Origin of the sequence: Pseudoglutamicibacter albus (genome assembly GCF_031458175.1) — a bacterium.
In the GTDB taxonomy this organism is placed as follows: domain Bacteria; phylum Actinomycetota; class Actinomycetes; order Actinomycetales; family Micrococcaceae; genus Pseudoglutamicibacter; species Pseudoglutamicibacter albus.
On the sequence record NZ_JAVDXX010000001.1, the window covers coordinates 498,681 to 522,257 of the forward strand.

Annotated in this window: 18 protein-coding genes and 2 tRNA genes; 13 read left to right on the forward strand and 7 right to left on the reverse strand. The window is 61.0% G+C overall.

Annotated features, from left to right (window positions below; all coding sequences use genetic code 11):
• Positions 1–6 precede the first annotated feature (6 nt).
• The 6 genes from dnaG to J2S67_RS02155 all read left to right on the forward strand — a co-directional run bounded on the left by dnaG (position 7) and on the right by J2S67_RS02155 (position 6,489).
• Positions 7–1,944, forward strand: coding sequence for a DNA primase (gene dnaG / locus J2S67_RS02130; protein WP_310245844.1), 1,938 nt, complete (start codon positions 7–9; stop codon positions 1,942–1,944).
• Between the two features lie 67 nt (positions 1,945–2,011).
• A tRNA-Asn gene (locus tag J2S67_RS02135) sits at positions 2,012–2,083 on the forward strand.
• A gap of 111 nt (positions 2,084–2,194) precedes the next feature.
• On the forward strand, positions 2,195–3,280 hold the full coding sequence (locus tag J2S67_RS02140) for a glycosyltransferase family 4 protein (RefSeq protein WP_310245847.1): 1,086 nt from the start codon (positions 2,195–2,197) through the stop codon (positions 3,278–3,280).
• A gap of 138 nt (positions 3,281–3,418) precedes the next feature.
• Positions 3,419–4,255, forward strand: a complete 837-nt coding sequence (locus J2S67_RS02145) for a phage holin family protein (protein ID WP_070490698.1) — start codon at positions 3,419–3,421, stop codon at positions 4,253–4,255.
• A 97-nt stretch (positions 4,256–4,352) separates the two neighbouring features.
• Positions 4,353–5,243 (forward strand): DMT family transporter, encoded by an 891-nt coding sequence (locus J2S67_RS02150; protein ID WP_035756882.1) that lies wholly within the window; start codon positions 4,353–4,355, stop codon positions 5,241–5,243.
• A 31-nt stretch (positions 5,244–5,274) separates the two neighbouring features.
• The gene (locus tag J2S67_RS02155) at positions 5,275–6,489 is read left to right on the forward strand and encodes a glycosyltransferase (protein ID WP_310245854.1); all 1,215 of its coding nucleotides are present in this window, start codon (positions 5,275–5,277) and stop codon (positions 6,487–6,489) included.
• A gap of 106 nt (positions 6,490–6,595) precedes the next feature.
• Here J2S67_RS02155 and hutH read toward each other — a convergent pair whose 3' ends face one another.
• From hutH to J2S67_RS02175, 4 genes are all read right to left on the reverse strand, one after another.
• On the reverse strand, positions 6,596–8,152 hold the full coding sequence (gene hutH / locus J2S67_RS02160; protein ID WP_310245857.1) for a histidine ammonia-lyase: 1,557 nt from the start codon (positions 8,150–8,152) through the stop codon (positions 6,596–6,598).
• A gap of 43 nt (positions 8,153–8,195) precedes the next feature.
• Positions 8,196–9,404: an imidazolonepropionase gene (hutI, locus tag J2S67_RS02165; RefSeq protein ID WP_310245859.1), complete on the reverse strand. Its 1,209-nt coding sequence runs from the start codon at positions 9,402–9,404 to the stop codon at positions 8,196–8,198.
• Between the two features lie 52 nt (positions 9,405–9,456).
• Entirely contained in the window at positions 9,457–11,160 is a 1,704-nt protein-coding gene (gene hutU, locus J2S67_RS02170) for a urocanate hydratase (RefSeq protein ID WP_310245861.1), read from the reverse strand.
• A gap of 137 nt (positions 11,161–11,297) precedes the next feature.
• Positions 11,298–12,152, reverse strand: a complete 855-nt coding sequence (locus tag J2S67_RS02175; protein WP_052048560.1) for an IclR family transcriptional regulator — start codon at positions 12,150–12,152, stop codon at positions 11,298–11,300.
• Positions 12,153–12,480: 328 nt separating this feature from the next.
• Here J2S67_RS02175 and J2S67_RS02180 point away from each other — a divergent pair.
• Positions 12,481–12,554: transfer RNA gene (locus tag J2S67_RS02180), tRNA-Ile, on the forward strand.
• Between the two features lie 150 nt (positions 12,555–12,704).
• On the opposite strand, the gene trhO is transcribed toward J2S67_RS02180, so the two are convergent.
• Positions 12,705–13,625: an oxygen-dependent tRNA uridine(34) hydroxylase TrhO gene (gene trhO / locus J2S67_RS02185; protein ID WP_310245863.1), complete on the reverse strand. Its 921-nt coding sequence runs from the start codon at positions 13,623–13,625 to the stop codon at positions 12,705–12,707.
• Between the two features lie 246 nt (positions 13,626–13,871).
• On the opposite strand from trhO, the gene J2S67_RS02190 reads away from it, so the two are divergent.
• A complete protein-coding gene (locus tag J2S67_RS02190; RefSeq protein WP_083285537.1) occupies positions 13,872–15,494 on the forward strand; it encodes a peptide MFS transporter in 1,623 nt (540 codons plus the stop codon).
• Between the two features lie 42 nt (positions 15,495–15,536).
• The gene (locus tag J2S67_RS02195) at positions 15,537–17,627 is read left to right on the forward strand and encodes a CocE/NonD family hydrolase (protein WP_310245865.1); all 2,091 of its coding nucleotides are present in this window, start codon (positions 15,537–15,539) and stop codon (positions 17,625–17,627) included.
• A gap of 68 nt (positions 17,628–17,695) precedes the next feature.
• Here the strand turns inward: J2S67_RS02195 and J2S67_RS02200 are convergent, their stop codons facing one another.
• A complete protein-coding gene (locus J2S67_RS02200; RefSeq protein WP_070490753.1) occupies positions 17,696–18,199 on the reverse strand; it encodes a M23 family metallopeptidase in 504 nt (167 codons plus the stop codon).
• Positions 18,200–18,518: 319 nt separating this feature from the next.
• Between J2S67_RS02200 and J2S67_RS02205 the strand changes: the two genes are divergently transcribed.
• Positions 18,519–19,844: an ISL3 family transposase gene (locus J2S67_RS02205; protein WP_141739871.1), complete on the forward strand. Its 1,326-nt coding sequence runs from the start codon at positions 18,519–18,521 to the stop codon at positions 19,842–19,844.
• A 301-nt stretch (positions 19,845–20,145) separates the two neighbouring features.
• Complete coding sequence (locus tag J2S67_RS02210; RefSeq protein WP_232219312.1) at positions 20,146–20,421, forward strand: GNAT family N-acetyltransferase; 276 nt, start codon at positions 20,146–20,148, stop codon at positions 20,419–20,421.
• A 323-nt stretch (positions 20,422–20,744) separates the two neighbouring features.
• On the opposite strand, the gene J2S67_RS02215 is transcribed toward J2S67_RS02210, so the two are convergent.
• Positions 20,745–21,386 (reverse strand): LysE family translocator, encoded by a 642-nt coding sequence (locus J2S67_RS02215; protein ID WP_035756893.1) that lies wholly within the window; start codon positions 21,384–21,386, stop codon positions 20,745–20,747.
• 389 nt (positions 21,387–21,775) lie between these two features.
• Here J2S67_RS02215 and rpsB point away from each other — a divergent pair, with 389 nt between their 5' ends.
• Both rpsB and tsf read left to right on the forward strand, forming a co-directional pair.
• Positions 21,776–22,612 carry a 30S ribosomal protein S2 gene (gene rpsB / locus J2S67_RS02220; protein WP_035756896.1) on the forward strand — a complete coding sequence of 279 codons (837 nt, stop codon included), beginning with the start codon at positions 21,776–21,778 and terminating at the stop codon, positions 22,610–22,612.
• Positions 22,613–22,654: 42 nt separating this feature from the next.
• Positions 22,655–23,491 (forward strand): translation elongation factor Ts, encoded by an 837-nt coding sequence (gene tsf / locus J2S67_RS02225; protein ID WP_070490705.1) that lies wholly within the window; start codon positions 22,655–22,657, stop codon positions 23,489–23,491.
• The last annotated feature ends 86 nt before the right edge of the window (positions 23,492–23,577 follow it).

The window sequence follows — 23,577 nt, forward strand, 5'->3', positions numbered from 1 at the left end:
GGCATCATGGCAGGGCTGATTAAGCGTGCGGATATCGATGAGGTCCGTGAACGCACTGATATTAAAGAGATCGTCCAGGAATATGTCTCACTGAAATCCGCTGGTATCGGTTCGTATAAGGGTTTGTGTCCGTTCCATGATGAGCGCACGCCGTCGTTTCATGTGCGCCCCCAGATGGGTTCCTTCCACTGTTTCGGTTGTGGCGAGTCCGGGGATGTTATCGCGTTTTTGATGCAGATGAATTCGACGTCGTTTGCTGAGACGGTCGAGTATTTGGCTGGCCGTGTGGGTGTCACGCTGCATTATGAGGATGGCGGTTCGGGGCCTAGCAAGGAGCAGGTGGGGCGCCGGCAGCGTCTTTTGGATGCCCACAAGGTTGCGGAGGAGTTTTTCCGCAAGCAGTTGCAGACCCCGGGGGCGCAGACGGCGCGGGAGGAGCTCACGAGCCGGGGGTTCAGCGCTGAACATGCTGAGCAGTTCGGTGTGGGGTACGCTCCGCAGGGGTGGGATAACTTGTTGCGGTTGATGCGCAACCGTGGCTTCACGGAGGATGAGCTCAAAGAGACCGGCTTGTTCTCTGAAGGTCAGCGCGGTATTTATGACCGGTTCCGGGGGCGGTTGATCTGGCCGATCCGTGACCTGACTGGCGCGACGATCGGTTTCGGTGCCCGCAAACTCTATGAGGATGATCCGGGGCCGAAGTATCTCAACACCCCGGAGACTGCGATCTATAAGAAGTCGCAGGTTCTCTATGGCGTGGATTTGGCGCGCCGGGAGATCGCTAAGAAGAAGCAGCTCGTGGTGGTTGAGGGCTATACGGATGTTATGGCGTGCCACCTGGCGGGGGTCACGACCGCGGTTGCCACGTGCGGCACAGCCTTTGGCGCGGACCACATCAAGGTTGCGCGGCGCTTGCTTTCGGACTTCGGCTCCGGTGGCGAGGTCGTCTTCACCTTCGATGGCGATGAAGCGGGCCAGAAGGCGGCGTTGCGTGCGTTCCGTGAGGATCAGCGTTTCGTCGCTCAGACGTTCATCGCGGTGGGCCCGGATGGCATGGATCCGTGCGATGTGCGGCAAAAGCGCGGGGATGAGGCGCTGCGTGAGGTCCTGGAGCACAAGACGCCGTTGTTCGAGTTCGCGCTCAAGGCGGAGCTGAAACAACACAATCTAGGAACTGTTGAGGGCCGGGTTTCGGCGATGCGTGCCGCGGCGCCGATTATCGCCTCGATGCGGGATTCTGCGATGCGGCCTGCTTACATCCGTGAGGTTGCCGGTTGGCTTGGCATGGAGGTTGCTGAGGTCCGGCGTGCTGTGGCCCAGGCCGGACGGGGCGGCCAGCACGGCCCCGGTGGGCAGGGTCCGTATCAGCAGGTTTCAGCGCAGCGGGGCAGCGGCGGGCGCGGAATGCAACCTCATGTGAACGGGTCGCCGCATGGTTTCTCGGGCGAGCCTGGGAGTCCTTCTGCACCGGCGGGCGTGAACATATCGGATCCGGCAACCAAGATCGAGTGGGATGCGCTTGAGGTTGTGATCCAGAATCCGCACCTGATCGATGCGGATGCGTGGTCTAAGTTTTTTGAGACACGGTTCTTGACTCCGGCGCACGCGGCGATCAAGGACGCGATTGTGGTGGCTGCAAGCATGCAGGTTTCAACGGCGGTGTGGGTTGAGACGATCCGTGAGCAGGTCCCGGAACCCTTGGCCGCCTTGGTGTCGCAGATGGCGGTCGCGCCGTTGCCTGCCTCAAACGAAGACGAGCTGCGGCGCTATTGCAAGGGGATCGTGAACCGTTTGCTCGCGATGCAGGTCAACCGGCAGAAAGCTGATCTTGCTGCAGAACTGCAACGGGTTGCTTCGGATAACCCCGAGCGGGTCGAGCAGCTGCATCGACAGCTTCTGGAGTTGGAGATGGAACGCCGCAAATATCAGTCGGGCGCGCTCTAAATCGGCAACGTATCAGGCGGTTTTGCCTTCCCCGTAAACCCCTGGTAAAGTCTTCTTCTGTTGTTGATCCCTCGTAGCTCAACGGCAGAGCACTCGACTGTTAATCGAGTGGTTACTGGTTCGAATCCAGTCGGGGGAGCTGAACTGAAACCCTGGAACCAAAGTTGTTCCAGGGTTTTTCTTTTCCAGGCCATAGCCGTTCCAGGTTGAAGCTGCTTCATGTTGCAGCTGTACGCGGGGGAGTGAGTCCGTGCAGTTGGTAGTTGATGCGCGTTATACGCGCACTGATCATCACGATGGGATTTCGCGTTTCACCGCGTCGTTGATTGAGGCGTTGGCTCGCAACCATGATGTGCGGATGCTGATCTCGGATGAGGCTCAGCTGCCGATGCTACCGGCGGTGCCCTATGTTGTGATCAATTCGCCGACCTCGCCGCTTGAACCATTGACGTCCTTGCGAGTGAATCGTTTGCGCCCGGATGTGGTGTTCAGCCCGATGCAGACGATGGGTTCGCTCGGGCGCCGCTTCCCGCTGGTGCTCACGCTGCATGACTTGATTTACTATCAGCACCCTACTCCGCCGGGTTTCTTACCGGCTCCGGTGCGCCTGTTGTGGCGTTTGTTCCATAAGGCGTATTGGCCGCAGAGGTTTCTACTGAACCGCGCCGATGTTGTGGCTACGGTTTCTCACACGACTGCCTCGCTGATGCTCAAGCATGAGCTCACGCGTAGACCTATCCGGATTGTCTCTAACGCTTCGGCTTCGATGGGTGAGCCCCGCGATCCGGCCGAAGGTGCAGCCAATGAGCTGGTCTATATGGGTTCGTTCATGGAGTACAAGAACGTTGAGACGTTGATCCGGGGGATGGCTCACTTGCCTGGCTACACGTTGCGTTTATTGTCCAAGATCAGGCCGGATAGGCGTCGTGAGCTTGAAGCGTTGATCCCTGAGGGGGCCTCGGTTGTTTTCCACGATGGGGTGAGCGAGGAAGAGTATGCCCAGCTTTTGCGGCGTGCCCGGGCTTCGGTCACGTTGTCGAAGGCGGAAGGGTTCGGCATTCCGCTGGTTGAAGCGATGGGTTTGGGTACGCCCGTGGTGTGTGCTGACACCCCGATCTTCCGTGAGATTGGTGCTGACGCCGCGCTTTTTGTTGACGCGGATGACGATGCGGGCTTTGCGTCCGCTGTTCGTTCGCTTGAGAATACGCATGAGTTTGCGGCCCGTAGTGGCCTCAGCCGCGAGCGTGCTGCCCACTATTCGTGGGAGCGTTCTGCCGAGGATTTATGGCGGGCTTGCCAGGAAGCACGCACTTTATATCACGCCAAAGAGAGATGACTGAGACCTGCTTGAGAGCAGGAAACTGAAACTCATCTTTCTGAGTAAACGGTGGTAGTTTTGTACAAGGAACCACTACCAGGAACCACAAGCGATTCGCACCCGGTTTGTACCGAGTGTGCTAGGAGACCGGATTTCATGACACAGCAGGAGCAGTTGCCTCAACCGCAGAACCTGCGTCAGACCGCATCTGTGATGATGCGTTTGGCCCCTAAACAGATTAATGACGAAGTGCAGTTGACTCTGCGTCAGCTCCAGGCCAAGGGCGTTTCCTTGGGCGTTGCTGTTGCACTGCTCGCCGCAGGTTTGGGCCTTTTGGGCTTGTTGGTGATCGCACTGGTTGTCGCCGCGATCGCGGGCTTGGCAACCGTGATGCCACTGTGGGTTTCCGCCTTGCTGGTCTCTGCGTTCTTCCTGATTTTGGCTTTGATCTTTGTTCTCGTGGGTGTGACCCGCGCAAAGAACATCGTTCCTGAAGCGATCGAGATCCCTAAGAACGCGGCAACGCGCCTGCGTTATGACATGGGTGTGCTTTCGCAGGGAACCGCCTTCAGCATCGCTGAGTTTGAGCAGAAACAGAAGGAAAAGGAAGAAGAGAAGAAGCGCAAGAAGGAAGCGTCGAAGAAGCAGACCAACCCGAACTCCCGTGAGGATCACTCGCAGACCTATTCGGAGAAGCCTTCCGAGGGCGAGTTGAAGCGCCGCTTGTCCCGCCGCCGTGAGCACTTGGCTCAGTTGCGTGACACCCTGGGACGCCAGTCCGATGTCAAGGCTCGTGTGGGCTCGGTCGCTCAGCGTACCGGCCTGGTCAGCACCGGTGGTGACTCGTATGAGGCCAACCGTGCCGCTGGCGAGAAGGTCATGCCGATCCTGGGCGCGGCCGCAGGTATCGCTACGGCTCTGCTCGTGATCCTGGGCATCTCGAAGAAGCGTAAGAAGAAGAAAGCGAAGAAGGCTGCTAAAGCCTCCAAGTAGGGCTTAGAGCAGTCTCGAATCCACGCTTTGAACACTCTCTGTGAACACTGGCAGGCCGGTAACCCTGGCCTGCCAGTGCATGTCTACACCACATAACATGGTCTGGTTAGCTGTCACGGCGGCCCTCGTATCGGCCGCGTTTCTTGCCTTGGGTACGCAGCGTCAAGCCGCGGCCGTACGCAACGCGCACGGCCGTGAGGTCAGCGGGCGGCAGATCCTGGAGATGCTGAAGAACCGCACGTGGCTCATCGGTCTTCTCTTGATGATCACCGGCGTGGTCCTCAACGTCGTTGCGCTCTCGCTCGCCCCACTCACGGTGGTTCAGCCGTTGGGCGCGGTGGCGCTGGTTTTGACAACCATCATCAACTCGTGGGACCGCAAGATCCGCATCAACGGTGCAACCTGGCGTGCGATCACGGTATGCACTATCGGCGCGATCGGTTTCGTGCTGCTTGCGATCAAGGCGACTCACGAAACCTTCGTGACCGGTAATCAGCGTGTTCTGATCATCATCCTGTTGGGCATCAGCAGCCTGATCCTCGCGATCCTGGCCCTGGTTCATAGGCGCCATAAAGGCGGCGCCATTTTCTACATCGTCGGGGCGGGCATCCTGTTCGGTTTCACCGCGGTCCTGGTTCGCACGATCGCGGTGACGTTCCTGCATTGGGACCCGGAGATGACCTGGTGGAAGCAGGTTCCGTGGGGTGCGATGATCGCGATCGTGATCGTGGGCATCATGGGGCAGTACTTCAACCAGCACGCATACGCATCCGGCCCGCCAGAACTCGTGGTCGCAGGTTTGACCGTGATCGACCCTATGGTGGGCGTGCTGATCGGGGTCATCATTTTGGGTGAGCTCATGCCTGGATTGCCGTGGTACATTGCGCTGGGAATGATCGCCGCGGGCGTGATCGCGATTATCGGGGTCTTGCAGCTGTCCCGGCACCATCCTGATTCGGTGGCCCCTGAGCGCACCGAGGTTCGATAGAAGGTTCGATAGAATTTAGAGGTTGTAGCCGATGGCGTCGAGAGAAATGGAGCCTGCGTTGGAGACCCGGGAAACTCCCCTGAGAATCCTGATCGCTTGCGATACGTATCCGCCCGACGTCAATGGGGCGGCCGTGTTCTGCTACCGGCTGGCATCCAACCTGACTAAGCGGGGCCATGAAGTCCATGTCCTTGCGGCACGTAGCGACCGCGGCCCGAGCTTTGTGGAGCATCGCCCGGAAGCCACCGTGCACCGTGTCACCTCGCATAAGGCGCCAACACACGAAACCTACCGGCTTGTGACCCCGTTGACCGCCAATAAGGTCGCGGGCCAGGTCATGGATGAGATCAGGCCCGATGCGGTGCACATCCAGTGCCACTACATGATCGGCCACGCAGCCCAGAAGCAAGCCACCAAACGCGGCATCCGTTTGATCGCAACGAATCACTTCATGCCGGAGAACCTCGAACCGTTCCTCCCGTTCCCGCAGTGGTTCCTCAACATCGTCTCCCGTAACTCGTGGCGTGACATGGGCAAGATCATGGGCAAAGCCGACGTGGTCACCACGCCGACCCCGCTCGCGGCGCGCGCGATGCGCGAGAACGCTGGCCTCAAACACGTCTTGCCGCTCTCCAACGGCATCGACTCGGCCCACTATGAGCTGCGTAAGGACGAGACCCTACCGCAACGCGACTATCAGACAGTGTTGTTCGCTGGCCGGCTTGCCGTGGAGAAGAACATCGATGTTCTTCTGCGAGCGATGGCCCGCCTCAAGCAGCATCCGCAACCCCACGTGCGGATCGTAGGCGAAGGTGAACAGCGGCCCAAGCTCGAAGCGCTAGCTAAGGAGCTGGATATTGAAAACCGCGTCCACTTCCTCGGATTCGTTGACGATGAAACCCTGCGTCAGGAGTACCTGTGCGCGGATGTCTTCTGCCAGCCGGGAACAGCGGAGCTCCAGTCGCTCGTGACGCTCGAGGCGCTCTCAGCGTCCCGTCCTGTGGTGCTCGCGGACGCGCTCGCCTTGCCGCACCTGGTCAAGGACGGCGTCAACGGCTACCTCTTCACCCCAGGCGATGATCAAGACCTCGCGGCTAAGCTCGCAAGCATCCTGAACCTTTCACCGGCCGAACGCGCCGAGATGGGGGAGGCTGGCCACCAGCTCGCGCTGACCCACGGCGAAGAGAAAACGATCTCCACGTTCGAGGCTCTCTACCGCGGAGCTGACGTCCGCGACTACCTCTAAGGGCCCCGCGCTAGGAAGTTACCGGCGCTCAGGGTTGCCCGGCTTCATCAACGGTTCGGCGCCTCAGCTATGTTCGTGCTAGCTGAGGCGCCGAGTTGATCTATCCCTAGCTGTTCCACGGGTGGGTTGCGAGGAACTCGACTGCCGCCTCGATGTCGGGTGCCAGGAAACGGTCGGGGCCCGGGCCGGGCACGCTCGCGCGGAACGCTTCGATGACCTCTGCCGTGGCAGGTGATGGTTTGAGCGGGGCACGCAACTCGATTGCGCGGGCCGCCGTCATGAGCTCGATCGCCAGGACGCGACGCAACGCATCAATCGAGGTGCGGAGCTTCCGTGCGGCATGCCAACCCAGCGAGACGTGGTCTTCTTGCATCGCAGAGGACGGGATCGAATCAACCGAGGCGGGGGAGGCCAGCCGCTTCATCTCTGCAACCAGGCCTGCTTGGGTGTATTGGGCGATCATGAAACCGGAGTCCACGCCCGGGTCATCTGCGAGGAACGGCGGCAAACCGAAGTTGCGGGACTTATCGAGCATCCGGTCGCTACGGCGTTCAGAGATCGACGCCAGATCAGCCGCCGCGATCGCGAGGAAATCCAAAACATAGGCGACAGGCGCCCCGTGGAAGTTACCGTTCGAAGTGACGGTACCGTCTTCCAACACGACAGGGTTGTCGATAGCCGAGGCCAGCTCGCGTTCAGCAACGGTTGAGGCGTGAGAGATCGTGTCCCTCACAGCACCAGCAACCTGTGGGTGGCAACGCAACGAGTACGCGTCCTGGACGCGGGAGCCTTCCTTCATGACATCGGCAACGATCGGGGAGTCTTTGAGCCAGCGGTACACGTTAGCGGCCGAGCGCGCTTGCCCCGGATGCGGACGCAACGGTTCGTGTAGCTGTGGTGCGAACACGGTGTCACGGCCACGCAGAGCCTGGATCGACATCGCAGTGGTCAGATCCGCGACATCGACCAGTTCACGCAGATCAGCCAGCGCCATGAGCAACATGCCGAGCATGCCGTCGGTGCCGTTGATGAGCGCAAGCCCCTCCTTCTCTGCCAGTTCCAGCGGCTCGATGCCGGCTTCCTCTAACAGTTCAGGCACGGGACGCTCAATGCCTTCGGCATCGCGGGCCCGCCCCTCACCGAGCAACACGATCGCGCAGTGAGCCAGCGGAGCGAGATCACCTGAGCAACCCAGCGAACCGTACTCATGGACGATGGGTGTGATGCCAGCGTTGAGAAGCCCCACGAGGTTTTCAAGCACCACGAACCGCACACCGGTGCGGCCGGTGGCGAGCGTGCGGGCACGCAAGAACATGAGCGCACGCACAACCTCCCGCTCAACCTCCGGGCCGGTACCGGCCGCGTGGGAACGGATCAGGCTCGACTGCAACAGGGTGCGGCGCTCCTGCGGGATCGAGGTATCAGCAAGCGCACCGAAACCCGTGGAAACCCCGTAGACCGGGGTTGTGGAGGCCGCGAGGTCCTCAACGTGTTGGCGGACCGCATCCACCGTCTGGAAAACCTCCGGGCCCAGCTCAATTCGGGCGCCATGACGCGCCACCGCAATGACGTCCTCGGCGCTCACACCGCTCGGGTTCAGCACCACGGTGGACGGGGAAGAGTTCTCTAGATTCTGGTGTAGGGACACTGCGTGCTCCTTCATGAAATTACACAGTCAATACGTGAGCCACAGGGGCCCAGGGTGGTTAGTCGAGTGCGCCGGCGATGATGCGGCCGTTCTTCACGGTTGCGCGGACGCCGACCATGCCTGGCCGGTAGGCCATATGGATCGCGGCGGGCGCATCGAGCACGGCAAAGTTCGCAGGTGCGCTGCGGCTAAGATGCCCGACGTCGGTGCGCCGCAACGCTGCCGCCCCGCCGAGGGTTGCCGCGCGGATCGCTTCGGCAAGGGTCATCTGCTGCTGCAACACCGCGGTGGTGATGCAGAACGGAACCGAAGACGTATAGGAGGTTCCAGGGTTCAGGTTCGATGCGATCGCGACCGTAGCGCCGGCATCGAGCAGCTCCCTCGCTGGCGCTAGCGGTGCACGCGTGGACAGATCGCACGCCGGAAGGATCGTCGCGACCGTATCGGAGGCGGCGAGCATCTCAATATCTTCACTACTCAAGAAGTTCAGGTGATCAACGCTTGCCGCCCCGAGCTCAACCGCCATAGCGGCCCCGCCCGTATGCCCAATCTGGTTACCGTGCACCCGCAAACCCAGCCCGCGCGCCTGCCCGGCCTGCAAGACCCGCATCGACTCCTCGACAGTGAACGCACCCTGTTCACAAAATACATCGATCCAGCCAACATGATCGGCAACCGCATCCAGCATCGGACCACACACCAGATCGACATAGGCGGCACGGTCATGCTCGTATTCAGGCGGGACCAGGTGAGCACCTAAGAACGTGACTTCCTCAACGTGGCGGGCAGCGACACGTGCGGCGAGGGCTTCTGAATCCACATCCAAGCCGTAGCCGGTCTTGGTCTCCAGCGTCGTGGTGCCTAAGGCTGCGGCCTGCGCTACACGATCGGCAACCAGCGCATCGAGTTTAGCCTCGGACGCGGAACGGGTCGCCTCAGTTGTGACCGCGATCCCGCCGGCAGCATACGCCTGGCCAGCCATCCGGGCCTCGAACTCAGCGGAGCGGTCGCCGTCAAAAACCATGTGGGAATGAGAATCAACCCACCCCGGAACCACGGCAGCACCGGCAAGATCAACGCGCGTATCGGCGTCAGGGGCTGCCGAGGCCGGACCAGTCCAGGCGATCACGCCGTCCTCAACCACCAGCGCGGCATCAGCGATAACACCGGCATCAGCCGATGTAGCGAGCTTCGCGGAATCAACCGCGCCATGCTCGGGGTCAAACGACCACAGCTCACCAATCGAGCTATATAGGGTCGAAGTCATCAGCGCTCCTCTCAAACACGCTTGAGCTGATGTGAGTATCCGCGGATGCGGCCTAGTCCCGCACGCGTGGGTTCATCGGCACACGCACACCACGCTCATCGGCAACCTCAACGGCGCGCGAATAGCCGGCATCAACGTGCCGGAAAACACCCATCGCAGGGTCATTGGTCAGTAGCGCCGTGAGCTTGGCCGCCGCAAGCTCGGTACCGTCAGCGACACCCACTTGGCCAGCGTGGATCGAACGCCCCATGCCCACGCCACCGCCGTGATGCAGCGAAACCCAGGTTGCGCCCGAGCTGGCCGCGGTCAGCGCGTTCAACAGAGGCCAGTCAGCGATCGCATCCGAACCATCCAGCATCGACTCCGTCTCACGGTACGGAGAGGCGACCGAACCCGAATCGAGGTGGTCACGGCCAATCACGATCGGCGCGGTGACCTTACCTTCGGCAACCAGACGGTTGAACAACAGGCCGGCCTGGTGGCGCTCGCCGTAACCCAGCCAGCAGATACGGGCTGGCAAGCCTTCGAACTCGACGTGTTCAGCGGCGGCATCCAGCCAACGATGCAGGTGCTCGTTCTCAGGGAACAGTTCCTTGAGCGCCTCATCGGTCACACGGATATCCTCCGGGTCGCCCGAGAGTGCAACCCAACGGAACGGACCCAAACCCTCGCAGAACAGCGGGCGAATATAGGCCGGAACAAAGCCAGGGAAGTCGAATGCGCGCTCGAAACCTGCATGGCGAGCCTCGTCGCGGATGCTGTTGCCATAATCGAAAACCTCGGCACCGGCATCCTGGAAACCAACCATCGCCTCAACGTGGGCGGCCATCGATTCGCGTGCCTTCTTGGTGAAGCCCACCGGGTCAGCCTCGGCTTCGCGGTCCCAGTCCTCAAGAGCGATCTCCGCAGGCAAATATGACAACGGATCGTGAGCCGAAGTCTGGTCGGTGACAACATCGATTCTCAGCTCACCGGCCTTGTATCGGCGCAAAAGCTCGGGGAACACCGCGGCCGCGTTGCCTTCGATACCAATCGAGACGGCCTCGCCAGCCTCAACGGCCTGCTGAGCGCGCGCTACTGCGGCATCAAGGCCATCGGCGATCTCATCCAGGTAGCGCTTGGAACGGCGACGTTCAAGACGGTTGCGGTCCACATCGACCACGAGCGCAACACCACCGTTGAGCGTCACTGCGAGCGGCTGAGCACCACCCATGCCGCCGCAACCGGCGGTCAGCGTGATGGTGCCTTTCAGGCTTCCGTTGAAACGCTTCTTAGCAACCGCGGCGAACGTCTCGAAGGTGCCCTGCAAAATACCCTGGGTTGCAATATAGATCCAGGAACCTGCGGTCATCTGGCCATACATCATGAGGCCTTCGTCTTCGAGCTTGCGGAATTCTGGCCAGTTGGCCCAGTCGCCCACGAGGTTCGAATTAGCGATCAGCACGCGCGGGGCCCACACGTTGGTGCGGATGATGCCAACTGGTTTGCCCGACTGAACCAGCAGCGTCTCGTCATCGGCGAGCTCCTTGAGCGAATCCACGATGGCGTCGTAAGCCTCCCACGAGCGTGCTGCCCGGCCTGTGCCGCCGTAGACCACGAGGTCATCAGGGCGTTCTGCAACTTCTGGGTCGAGGTTGTTCATGAGCATGCGCAGAGGCGCTTCTGTCTGCCACGAGCGGGCAGTGAGCTCGGTTCCGCGGGGTGCACGAACCTCGCGTGGTTCGTGGCCGGGGGAGGTCAAGTGGGCAAAGCTCATGATGGTCTCCTTATGTTGAAGCCGGGTTTATGGCCTGGAGATAGCTCATCATGAAAATAGTCTCAACGCACTAAAAACCGCGTGATCACGCGAGGCGCGTCCGAGATACCGGACAATGCGAGGTCAGAGGGGGCGGTTTATGCCTCGGTGATGATGTGCGACCTGACCGAGCTGTCGTCTATATTCGCGGCTAGTTCGGGCGAGAGGACCGTCACGCCTTCTTGCTCGATGATCTCGTTCGGCTGGTGAGCGATCTTGGGTGCGAGGATCCCGAGTCGCCGCTGCAGGGTAGCTGCGGCCTCATGGAGCTCCTCAACGCGGTCGTCAAGGACGCGCTGATCAAGAGACGCCTTGCCCCGTTTCCACGTCAAAGCGATCGCGGCGATCGGCCACTTGGAAGCATCCAGGACCGGGACGGCGGCCGAACAGAAGTCCGGGCTGACTAGGCCGTCTTCCCAGCCGTAACCGAGCTCGCGCGTCATGCGGATGGCAATAGCCGCTCGCGTGCGTTCAGGGCCTGAGCGGAAAAGCGCGTTGATCTGCTGATTCGGTAGCTTCGCAAGGATCGCGCGGCCGCTCGCGGTCCGCAAAGCATCGAGGCGCACACCCACATCGGTCACGAGGCTTGTGCGGTTTTGCGCCCGAGCCTCAACGAGGTACACGGTTTCCTGCCCGCGCAGAATCGAAAGGTGCCCAGATTCGCCGACTCTATCGACGAGCGCTTCGACGATGCGGCGGCCCAGGCGTGCCAAGGGCGCATGGCGGTTATAGCCCGAGGAAAGCTCATGAGCCGACGGGCCGAGGCCGTACGCGCGGTCCTCCATATGGTGGATCACATAGCCCCGGGCAACGAGTGCCTGCAAGAGGTCATAGAGGCTCGAACGTGGAATGTCTAAGGCGCGGCTGATGTGACTTGCGGCTGTGGGGCGAGGTTGGGACGCCAAGTAGGAGAGGACGCGAAGTGTTGCGTCTGCCGCAGGAACTTTCGACATTGAGGCCTCTCTTTGGCGCATTACCATAATCTCCGTGGTGACGTCCCCTTAGTTCACCACAAAGTTTAGGTGAAAACCCGAATAGGAAGCCGAAACTCAAACAAGGCGAGAAACTCTCAGCTGCATCTCAGTTTCAACATAGGCGCCTCAGTGTGCCGTGAGGATTCTTTAGGTACAGCACGGGGGGCGCGGCGTCGTGGCGCGAATAGCTGATGCCGGGCATGAGCGTACCGTGCGCGCTGGACTCGCCCCGGATACTTTTTCACGCAACAGGCACGCTTCCGTTAGGCTTATCTCTCGTAGCTAGGCCGCTTCCAGCGGCCACTACGGGGCGTTAGCTCAGTTGGTTAGAGCAAAGGACTCATAATCCTTGGGTCGCGGGTTCAAGCCCCGCACGCCCTACAAGCCATAACCTCGGCCAGTGCAGGCCGGTATGGCGCGCTACTGACGCCAGGTCATGACAACGATGGCGGGCTCACCACAAGTTAGTGGTGAGCCCGCCATCGTTGTGAACAGCTATGCGGCCGCGGCCTAGGTGGTTGCCAGCGCCGCTTAGTTGGTCGCCAGTGCTGCTGCGGGGGCGGTGGCCGCCTGCTTCATGCATTCTGGGCATTCAGGGTGCTTGCCCGCGGAAGTGCAGGCCTCGCAACGCAAGAACTGCGAACGGCACGATGGGTGCACACAGTTGACGAACACCGGGGTGCGTTCGCCACACTCGATGCACGAGCCGAGGCTTTCGGCGCCGGAACCGAACTCCATGTGCATGCGCTTATCGAACACATATAGCGATCCGTCCCAGTAGCCGTCATTGCCGTAGGCTTCGCCGTAGCGGACGATCCCGCCATCGAGCTGATAGACCTCTTGGAAACCACGGTTCTTCATGAGAACCGTCAGCACTTCGCAACGAACCCCACCGGTGCAATACGTCACGACAGGCTTGTCTTTAAGATCGTCGTATTTACCGGACTCGATCTCTTCGATAAAATCCCGGGTCGTATCAGTGTTCGGGACCACGGCGTTGCGGAAACGGCCGATCTCCGCCTCCATCGCGTTGCGGCCATCGAAGAAAACAACATCCTCACCGCGAGCATCCATGAGCTCATGCAACTGCGCAGGCTTGAGGCGCTCGCCGCCACCCACCACGCCGCTGGCGTCCACCTCGATCTCATTCGGGGTCGTGAACGTCACCAGCTCAGGGCGAACCTTGACGGACAGGCGGGGGAAGTCATCTCCCAAGCCATCCGACCACTTGATGTCTGCGGAACGGAACGGCTCATAGGAGCGCGTGTTCTTCACATATTTCTTAACATCGCTGATATCGCCCCCGAGGGTCGCGTTGATGCCATCCTTCGAGATGATCACGCGCCCCTTAAGGTTGCAACTTTCAGCCAGCGTGTACTGCCACAAACGCACAGCCTCTGGATCTGCCAGCGGAGTAAACACGTAGAACAACACAATTTTCTGAACGGACATACCCCTTATTCTACGCCGGCGATCAGCGCCGGCTATATACCAGGTTGCCTGCCAGAACATGGAGCACCCGTCTTGAGCCGCAGAGAAGCCTCAAGGAGATCTTTGACATGTTCTGTTGACTGTTCACGTAAGGGCGCTAGCGTTGAAAGCGATAAGTAGTGGCGCCTATCAGCATCGATTGTTAGCAATGCATGAGACTGGCAACAATGCGGGGCAGTGCCAATGAGGAACGATTGTGAGATGTAAATGAGTAGAGACGAACAACAGGGCCAGGTAGAAGGTGACTTCACTCAAGACCCAATCCCGGTAGAGGGCTCACCGGGGGAGGTCTTGATCGACGGCGTGCAGATCGCTGAAGACCGGATTCCGCAAGAGAAGCTCGCCCAAGCTACTGAACACGATGCGCACGTGCATCAGGACCGCAGGTTCATGGGCCACCCCATGGGGTTGTTCGCGCTGTTCAACCTCGAGATTTGGGAGCGTTTCTCTTATCTGGGTTTCCAGGCGATCCTCGCTCTGTATTTCGCTGATGCGATCGCCAACGGAGGGCTCGGCTACGAAGAGTCCACCGCATCCTCGATCGTGGCGGCATATGGTGCCTTGGTCTACCTGCTGGGTATCGCTGGCGCGTGGGTTGCCGACCGTATCGTGGGCACAGGGCGGGCGACCCTGTGGGGCGCGATCATCATCGCGGCAGGCCACATCTGCATGGGCCTGCCTGCCGAGGTGACCACATGGATCGGCCTAGGGTTGATCATCCTCGGTACGGGCCTGCTCAAGCCGAACGTCGCGACCCAGGTCGGTGAGCTTTACGGTAAGGACGATGCCCGCCGTGACTCCGGTTTCGCGATCTACTACGCCGGTATCAATATCGGTGCGTTCCTCGGCCCGCTCGTTGCAGGCTGGCTGGGTCAGAACATCAACTGGCACCTCGGGTTTGCATCGGCCGCGGTGGGCATGGTCCTCGGCCTCATCCTCTATATCGCGATGGGTCGGAACCTGGGTGGTAAGCGCCGCGAAGTGCTCGTGCGTGCCGCGTTCAAACCGGATGCCAACTTCTGGATCATCGTGACCGCTGCCGTAGCGGTTGTCGCCGTGGGTATCTTCTTTGGGACCCGCTCGACTGACGGATTAGATAACGTGGTCAACGCGGTTAGCATCATCACGATGATCGTGCCGGCAGCGTTTCTGCTGTGGATGTATTTCTCCAAGAAGGTCACCGCGGTTGAACGCCGCAACCTCGGGCCCTACGTGTTGTTGCTGATCGCCCTGATCGCCTACAACCTCACCTACTTCCAGACCGGTAACACGCTGAACTTCTTGGCGCTGAACAAGACCGATAACACCGCGTTCGGCTTCGAGTACCCATCCACGTGGTACATCTCGCTGACCGCGATCGTCGAGATCATCATGGGGCCGGTTCTGGCATGGCTGTGGGTCAAGCTGGGCCGGCGCCAACCGTCGGTTGCAACCAAGGTCGGTATCGGTACGATCCTCGGCGGGCTTGCGTTCTTGACCGTTGCGATGGGTGCCGCGGTAACCCCTGCGATGGGTCTGCTGGCTAGCGCGTGGCTCATCGGCTGCTACATCTTCCTAGGCCTAGGCGACCTGATCCTGCAGACCTCCGGGATGAGCGCGACCACCAAGCTGGCCCCGCGTGCATTCGCAAGCCAGACGATGGCGGTCTGGTTCGCCGCGATGGCGCTGGTTCAAGGCTTGCAGGCCCAGATTGTGAAACTGTTCGACTTCGATAACTTCTCTAACGCTGCCGCCTACTTCGGTATTCAAGGCGGGCTGATTGTGGCTTACGGTGTGTTCCTCATTCTGGTGAGCCCATGGATGACCCGCCGCATCCAAGCAGTCGCGTAAATCCGCAGCGTAGAAGCAACAACTTAGAGGTAGGGAGTGGACATGCTGAAACCTGAAGACCTTCCGTTTAAAGTCGAGATCGTTGAGGACTGGATTCCTCTCAGCGATGGCACACGATTGTGGATGAAAGCATGGATGCCTGTAACTGATGATCCGGTTCCAGCGATCCTGGAATATCTGCCGTACCGCCACGGAGACTGGACTGCCCCGCGCGATCACGAACGGCACCCGTTCTATGCAGGCCACGGCTACGCATCCATTCGCGTGGACATCCGCGGCCACGGCAGCAGTGAAGGCGTACCGGGGGATGAATACGATCAGCAAGAGCACAATGACGGGCTTGAGGTGATCGAGTGGATCGCCAAGCAAGACTGGTGCACGGGCAAGGTCGGTATGTTCGGCATCAGCTGGGGCGGGTTCAACTCGTTACAGCTAGCGAGCTATCAGCCAGAAGCGTTGAAAGCGATCGTCACAGTGTGCTCAACTGATGACCGCTACGACAACGACGTGCACTATTTCGGCGGCTCGATGCTTGGGATCGACATGCACGCGTGGGCCGGAACGATGCTCGCGTTCGAATCCCGCCCGGTTGATAAGCGGGTGTGGGGCGAGAACTGGCTCGATCAGTGGAAGTACCGGCTTGAGAACATCGAGCCGTTCATCGACACGTGGGTTGGGCACCAGGTCCGTGACGACTACTGGAAACACGGATCTGTGTGCGAAGACTACAGCTCGCTTGACGCCGCGGTCATGGCGGTGGGCGGCTGGTATGACCCATACCGTGACACCGTCCTGCGGCTGACCGAGCATCTGTCCGCACTCGGTAAGAATGTCCGCGGCATCGTAGGCCCGTGGGCGCATCAGTATCCTGACCGCGACTTGCGCCCCGGCCCGCACATCGACTTCTTGGGTGAGACCCTGCGCTGGTGGGATCATTGGCTCAAGGGCAAAGACAACGGCGCGATGGATACTCCGCTATTCCGGGGCTGGATCACCGATTCGGTGCCGCCGCGTTCCGCCTATGACAAGATGCCGGGCCGCTGGGTTGCAGAAAAGCAGTGGCCTAGCCCGCACATCAAACCAACCGAGCTGAGCCTGGACGGTGCGCATGTTTCACCGTTCGCCGCACAGAGCACCAACAGCGATGGCGCTCTTGAGGTGCGTGTGGCCTCACCACAGGATGTGGGTGCAGACGCCGGCCGTTACTTCCCGTACGGCAACGCAGCTGACTTGCCGGTGGACCAGCGTAGCGATGACGGTAAGTCAGTTGTATTCGACTTCCCGGTGACAGAAGACATCGACGTGCTCGGCAACGCTTCGGTCAAGCTACGGGTCTCATCACCGACCGAACGCGGCCAAGTGTATGTGCGCATCAACGATGTCGCTCAAGACGGCTCCTCGACCTTGGTGACCCGCGGCAACCTGAACTTCAGCGCCCGCGAAGGCCGCGATAAGGCCGTAGCGATGCCGGTAGGCGAGTGGGTTGAGGTTGAGGTCCCGATCACGGGAGTGGGCTACCGTTTCCCTGCCGGCCACGTGCTCCGTGTAGCTGTCTCGAGTGCCTACTGGCCGTGGGTCTGGCCGCAGCCAGGCGGGGAAGGGTTCAGTATTGATCCTGCCGCGAGCGCGCTGGTGCTGCCGGTCCGTGAACCCACCGACGGCGAAGGCGCGGCAGAGCGTGCCGCTGCGGATGCTTCGGTGCGCTTCGATGATCCAGTCCGGCTAGTTCCGTTGGATGTGAAGTATCCGCAGGCAGGCGAAACAGGGGCAGCGGGTGCGGCGCGCCCTGAACGGCTGATCTCTCAAGACGTGGTGGCCAACGAAACCGTGTTGCAGGTGGACCCCGCCTATGGCGGCACGCGCGTGTACCCGGATGGCTTGCACTATGACGAAGACACGGTTGAGACCTACTGGATCAATAAGGACGATCCGCTCTCTGCACGCACCGAATCGGTGTGGACCGTGGGGATGCGCCGGCCAGACATGGACTGGGACACCAAGGTTTTTGCGACAACACGCATGAGCTGTGATGCCGAGAACATCTACACGTACTCCCATGTGCTCGCATATAACGACGACGAGCTGATCTTCGAGAAGACCTGGGAGAAAGAGCACCCACGTATCGCAAGCTAAGTGAGCGAGCTCGCGCCAACGTGAATTCGCTCAACAGTAGCGGGGCTAACGTCTAGACCCTCATAGTTTTAGGGCCCGGATCCTGGCGGGGTGTCAGCATCCGGCCACAAAACCGAAGGCTGTTCAGAGAGCAGTGTTCGGGGGTCTCTGTATAAGACGTTGGCCCCGCTGCCTGTTTTTAAACCCCAATGAACACATCGCTGATCACACGGGCCACCCGCCGCGACAGTACCGATGCGCTTGCCGGCAGTAACGCGGTCGCCCTTGCGAACCGATGCATCAACAGGTTCGACGGTTGTACGCCAGCCTGAAGGTAACTGGATCGCAACCACTGGCCGCCCTGCCACTTTTCCAGCGAAGCTGACCACGCCGTCGGCGGGTGCAACCACCGCATCGCCGGCGGCAGCTTTCAACTGGACCCCGCGGCTTCCAGCACTCCATACATGCTCAGGGGCTTCGAACCCACGCAACATCCCTACGTCTTCCCAGGATTCAGAGCCCGTGGGTTCACGGCCGACCGGCGGAACCGGTTTCGCCGCCGTGAGAGCCACCGTGCAGATCAGGGCAAGCATGCATAACAACACGGTGCGAGGCAAGCCGGTGCCGGGGAGGGGCACGATAGTCGAAAAGCGGTTGCGAGCAGGGGAGGGGCTATGAGTTTTCATGGTTCACAGTCCACTGCAGGATCGATGAGGAAGGGCATCGGCGAGCGAAATTGTGGATAGACAGCCGACGCAAAAGAGACTGTGGATCGGTGGAAAACGCAAGCCAAAACAGGCTCTTCAGAGTTGAGTGTGGGCACGCCGATCGGGCACGGGTGCTAGGGGGTAGACGTCGAGGTCCCCGATGATGAGCGGACTCTAACCTCTGCTCACACCAAGGACCTCGACGATGCCCAACTCTACGTGCGCCTGCTCCGACACGCTCAACCGCTGCTGCCGATGCGATCTCCTCCTCGACTTCCCCAACCTCCATCTGACCGCAGTACTGAAAGACCCCACGAGCCTGGTACTCGAGGTGGAGTCCTGCGATCCCGTCGCCGGATGCCCCGGCTGTGGAGTCATCGCCACAGGGCATGGCCGGATCGTGACCTCGATGATCGACGCGCCCTGGGCAGGCAGGCCGGTGAGGATCCGGTGGCGCAAACGCCGCTGGATCTGCCGCGAGCCCCTCTGCGACGTCGCCACCTTCGTCGAGCAGAACCCCAACGTCTGCGCTGCGCGAGGGCTGCTGAGCACGCGCGCGATCCGCTGGGCAATCGGACAACTCGGCCGTGAGGGGGCGACGATCCAGGGCCTGGCCCGCCAGCTCGGCACGACCTGGAACACCCTCTGGTCCCAGATCCGACCAGTCCTGATCGCGGCCGCGAACGACCCATCCCGCTTCGAGGGCGTGCAGATCCTGGGCGTGGACGAGCATGTCTGGCACCACCGCAACCCAAGACGGCGCGGTCCGAAGGAGCCCACCGGGATGGTGGACCTGACTCACGGACCCCACCCCACCGCCAGGCTGCTCGACCTCGTCCCCGGCCGATCCGGCAACGCCTACCGGGACTGGCTCGACGAATGCGGCGAAGGGTTCCGCAAGCAGGTCGAGATCGCCACACTCGACCCGTTCCAGGGCTACAAGAACGCGATCGATGACCAGCTCGAGGACGCCACCTGCGTGCTGGATGCGTTCCACATCGTCAAGCTCGCCACCAGCGCCGTCGATGACGCGCGCCGTCGGGTCCAGCAGGAGACCCTCGGCCACCGAGGCCGTACGGGCGACCCGCTCTACGGCATCCGTCACATCCTCCGGGCCGGGCAGGAACGCCTCACCGCCCGCCAGCAGACCCGCCTGGAAACAGCGTTCGCAGCCCACCCCGATCACGTCGCGGTCGAGGTCGCCTACATGTGCGCCCAAGACGTCCGTGACGTGTTCCACCAGCCCACCCCTGCCCAGGGTCGGCGTCTGGCCGAGAAGCTCATCAACTCGTTGCCGTCCTGCCCGATCCCGGAGATCGCGAGGCTGGGAAAGACGCTGCGCCGGTGGAGGACAGCGTTCCTGGCGTACTTCGACACCGACGGTGCCAGCAACGGCGGCACCGAGGCCATCAACGGGCTCATCGAGCTCGGTCGTCGCATCGCTCGCGGCTTCAGAAACTTCGAGCACTACCGACTCCGCATGCTGTTGACCACTGGCGGGCTGGATGCCTCACCCCACACTCAACTCTGAAGAGCCAGTTATCCGATCCCTGTTAGCTTAGGTGCATGCTGGATGTCTCCCTCCTCCCGATCACCTGTGAGAACACTCGTCTGCGCCAGCTCTCCGAGCTGGACGCGGAAGCGTATGCAGCAGGTACCAGGGATGAGGCCGTGCGGCGCTTCGGCCACCTGCCAGAGCCCACCTACACCCCCGAGTCCGTACGGCGGATGATCCGAGAGGAGGTTGCGGAGGGCCTGTCATCGAGCATCACGGCGTCCCGATCGGCGACGTGGCACTGTGACTCACCGACCCCGAGCACCGCCAGGCCGAGATCGGGTGGGTTCTCGACCCGTCATACGGCGGGCACGGCTTCGCCAGCGAAGCCGTCCGGGCAGTGCTTGCCCTCGGGTTCGACCACTACAGGCTCCACCGCATCACTGCGCAGATGGATGCCCGCAACAGCGCTTCCGCAGCACTCGCTCGCCGCGTCGGACTCCGGCTCGAAGCGCATCACATCCAGGACTGGTTCAGTAAGGGCGAGTGGACCGACACCCTCGTCTATGCGCGGCTTGCGTCCGAGAGACTGCAACACTCATCGGAAGACTGATAGTAGGACCCCGCGCCGGCTGAACAGCATCAACAGCGAGGCGGAGCAGTTCCGCGACAGCGGCCACCGCGCGCTTCCCGGGCGTGAACGAGGGGTGCTCCCACCAAGATCCACATGACCCTCCATAGCGGGAGGATCGAACGCACCGGCGGCTACGTGCCGATGAATGCCTTCACGACGCCGCCCGTACGCTTTCGAGACCGACCGCAGAGAATCGATCAGGGTCTGGAGGCACCACTTCGACTACCGTTTGCCCCACACCACCTGCGGCGAGAAACCTCGGCTTGATGCCTTCACACCATCGTCGACAACGCCTTGGCCTACTACACCTCCCCGCGCGCGGCAGCTGTACGGATGCCAAGAACAATGAGAATCGTCCCGCCTCCGACGTCAATCCACCGCTTCCAGGACGCTACGCTGAAGGCGCTGGACAGCTTCGCGAGCCCCGTTGACCAGAGCCCAAGCCAGACGGCCATCACGCAGACATGGACCAGAGCGAGCATCAGCATCGAAGTCACTCCGATCAGGTCCATCGGCACGAACTGTGGCGCCAGCGTGAGGTACACGGTGGCCGCCTTCACGTTGAGCACGTTCGCCAAGTACGCCTGCCCTATCTCCTGCGCAACGGATTTGGAGTCGCTTCGGGCATGCTCTCTCTCCGCCGGGGCGCGGCTGAGCCGCGAGCGCCACACCAGCCACGCACCAAGGCCGATCAGATACATCGCGCCAACCAGCCGCAGAACCTGATACAACTCCGCGGAGCGCACCACCACCCCGGCGAGTCCCAGCCCCGCAAGCACACCATGGCTGATGATTCCGGCAGCCGTCCCCACGATCACAGCCCAAGCACCACGCCTGTCCCCCACCAGCCCTCGTGAACTCACCAACGTAAAGCTTGCGCCCGGAGTGATCACAAGCGGAGTCACCGCAACTCCAAAGGCGAAAAGCGTAGCAACCGAAAGCATTCGCTCAGTATGCCATGCGTCGACCGATATCCGACTCCGCATGCTGATGATCACTGGCGGGCTGGATGCCGCACCCCACACTCAACTCTGAAGAGCCCCAAAACATGATGTAGACTTGGAATAGCAGTTTTGTGCGTGCGATCTCGTGTGCCCGAAACTGACTTCGCGTGAAGACGCTGCATGTCGCCGATATACATCATCATCGATGCGCATCACAGGCATGCACGCCCATCCCACGGTCCAACAACAGCCAAACCTGTCCAGGCTTGGTGCGATGTTGGAAACGGATGAAGCGACCAAACGGTGCGTTTTCACTAGGGGCCGGCGCAATGCCTGGCCAATAACCGTCAAATACAACAGGGCCACCGTGCCCGTACAAGGAGAACGCAATGTCCGTCGTGACCATGCGCCAGTTGCTCGATTCCGGTGTCCACTTCGGCCACCAGACCCGCCGCTGGAACCCAAAGATGCGCCGCTTCATCATGACCGAGCGCAACGGCATCTACATCATTGACCTGCAGCAGTCGCTGTCCTACATCGACCGTGCATACGACTTCATCAAGCAGACCGTAGCCCACGGCGGCACGATCCTGTTCGTCGGCACTAAGAAGCAGGCCCAGGAAGCCATCGCTGAGCAGGCTCAGCGCGTGAACATGCCATACGTCAACCACCGCTGGTTGGGCGGCATGCTCACCAACTTCGCTACCGTTTCCAAGCGTGTTAACCGCATGAAGGAACTCGAAGAGATCGACTTCGACGACGTAGCAGGTTCGAAGTACACCAAGAAGGAACTGCTGCTGCTTGAGCGCGAGCTGACCAAGCTGCGCGCAAACCTCGGCGGTATCCGCAACATGAACCGCACCCCATCCATGCTGTGGGTTGTCGACACCAAGAAGGAACACCTCGCAGTCGACGAGGCAACCAAGCTGGGCATCCCAGTTGTCGCGATCCTCGACACCAACTGCGACCCAGATGAGGTCCAGTACCCAATCCCAGGTAACGATGACGCCATCCGCTCCGTATCCCTGCTGACCCGCGTTGTCGCAGACGCCGTCGCAGAGGGCCTCATGGCTCGCCAGGGCGGTAACAAGGGCGAAGCCGAAGAGCCAATGGCGGAGTGGGAGCGCGAACTCCTCGAGGGTGAGAACCCAACCGCACAGGCTGAGGAAGCTCCAGCTGAGAAGGCTGAAGAAGACGGTGGCCAGGCGGCTACCGAGTCCAAGTAATTTTCCGTCCATCACAACTTCCTACGAACGGGGATAACTCGAATGGCGAACTACACCACCGCAGACATCAAGGAACTGCGTGAGCGCACCGGCGCCGGCATGATGGATGTCAAGAAGGCTCTCGATGAGGCTGACGGCGATACCGCCAAGGCCCTCGAGATCATCCGCGTGAAGGGCCTCAACAAGGCATCCAAGCGTGAAGGCCGCGCAACCGCTGAAGGCCTCGTGGCCGCAAAGGTTGTTGACGGTGCAGGCTACATGCTCGAACTCAACGCTGAGACTGACTTCGTCGCTAAGAACGAGAAGTTCGTTGAGCTGGCAAACAAGGCCCTCGATGCCGCAGTAGCTAACAACGTCGCTGACGTTGACGCTTTGCTCGCCGCAAAGATCGGCGAGAACACTGTCGCTGAGGAGATCGAGGAGCTCAGCGGTGTTCTGGGCGAGAAGATCCAGCTGCGCCGCATCGAAAAGGTTGAAGGCCCACTCGTGAAGGCATACCTGCACAAGACCTCGCAGGACCTGCCTGCACAGGTTGGCGTTCTCTTCGCAGTCGACGGCACTGGTGAAGCCGCTGAAACCGCAGCTCACGACGTGGCTGTCCACGCAGCAGCTATGGCTCCTGTCTACCTCACCCGCGAGGACGTCCCCGAGGACCTGGTCGCTGAAGAGCGCCGCATCGCTGAAGAGACCGCACGCGCCGAGGGTAAGCCAGAGCAGGCACTGCCGAAGATCATCGACGGCCGCATGACCGGCTTCTTCAAGGAGAAGGTCCTGGTTGATCAGCCATTCGCTAAGGACACCAAGCAGTCCATCCAGCAGGTCCTGGATGCAGCTGGTGCCAAGGCTGTCGCCTTCGCACGTTTCCGCGTTGGCGCCTAACAACGCTGGTAGGGGCCTCACGCTCCGATAGACACCAGGTGTGCCCGCACTCGTCACGAGTGCGGGCGCAACCGTTTAAAGCCGGC

Coding starts and splice junctions, on each gene's coding strand:
- dnaG (WP_310245844.1), top strand. CDS start 7: ATGGCAGGGCTGATTAAGCGTGCGGATATCGATGAGGTCCGTGAACGC.
- J2S67_RS02145 (WP_070490698.1), top strand. CDS start 3,419: ATGACACAGCAGGAGCAGTTGCCTCAACCGCAGAACCTGCGTCAGACC.
- J2S67_RS02150 (WP_035756882.1), top strand. CDS start 4,353: ATGGTCTGGTTAGCTGTCACGGCGGCCCTCGTATCGGCCGCGTTTCTT.
- J2S67_RS02155 (WP_310245854.1), top strand. CDS start 5,275: ATGGCGTCGAGAGAAATGGAGCCTGCGTTGGAGACCCGGGAAACTCCC.
- hutH (WP_310245857.1), bottom strand. CDS start 8,152: ATGAAGGAGCACGCAGTGTCCCTACACCAGAATCTAGAGAACTCTTCC.
- hutI (WP_310245859.1), bottom strand. CDS start 9,404: ATGACTTCGACCCTATATAGCTCGATTGGTGAGCTGTGGTCGTTTGAC.
- hutU (WP_310245861.1), bottom strand. CDS start 11,160: ATGAGCTTTGCCCACTTGACCTCCCCCGGCCACGAACCACGCGAGGTT.
- J2S67_RS02175 (WP_052048560.1), bottom strand. CDS start 12,152: ATGTCGAAAGTTCCTGCGGCAGACGCAACACTTCGCGTCCTCTCCTAC.
- trhO (WP_310245863.1), bottom strand. CDS start 13,625: ATGTCCGTTCAGAAAATTGTGTTGTTCTACGTGTTTACTCCGCTGGCA.
- J2S67_RS02190 (WP_083285537.1), top strand. CDS start 13,872: ATGAGTAGAGACGAACAACAGGGCCAGGTAGAAGGTGACTTCACTCAA.
- J2S67_RS02195 (WP_310245865.1), top strand. CDS start 15,537: ATGCTGAAACCTGAAGACCTTCCGTTTAAAGTCGAGATCGTTGAGGAC.
- J2S67_RS02200 (WP_070490753.1), bottom strand. CDS start 18,199: ATGCTTGCCCTGATCTGCACGGTGGCTCTCACGGCGGCGAAACCGGTT.
- J2S67_RS02205 (WP_141739871.1), top strand. CDS start 18,519: ATGCCCAACTCTACGTGCGCCTGCTCCGACACGCTCAACCGCTGCTGC.
- J2S67_RS02215 (WP_035756893.1), bottom strand. CDS start 21,386: ATGCTTTCGGTTGCTACGCTTTTCGCCTTTGGAGTTGCGGTGACTCCG.
- rpsB (WP_035756896.1), top strand. CDS start 21,776: ATGTCCGTCGTGACCATGCGCCAGTTGCTCGATTCCGGTGTCCACTTC.
- tsf (WP_070490705.1), top strand. CDS start 22,655: ATGGCGAACTACACCACCGCAGACATCAAGGAACTGCGTGAGCGCACC.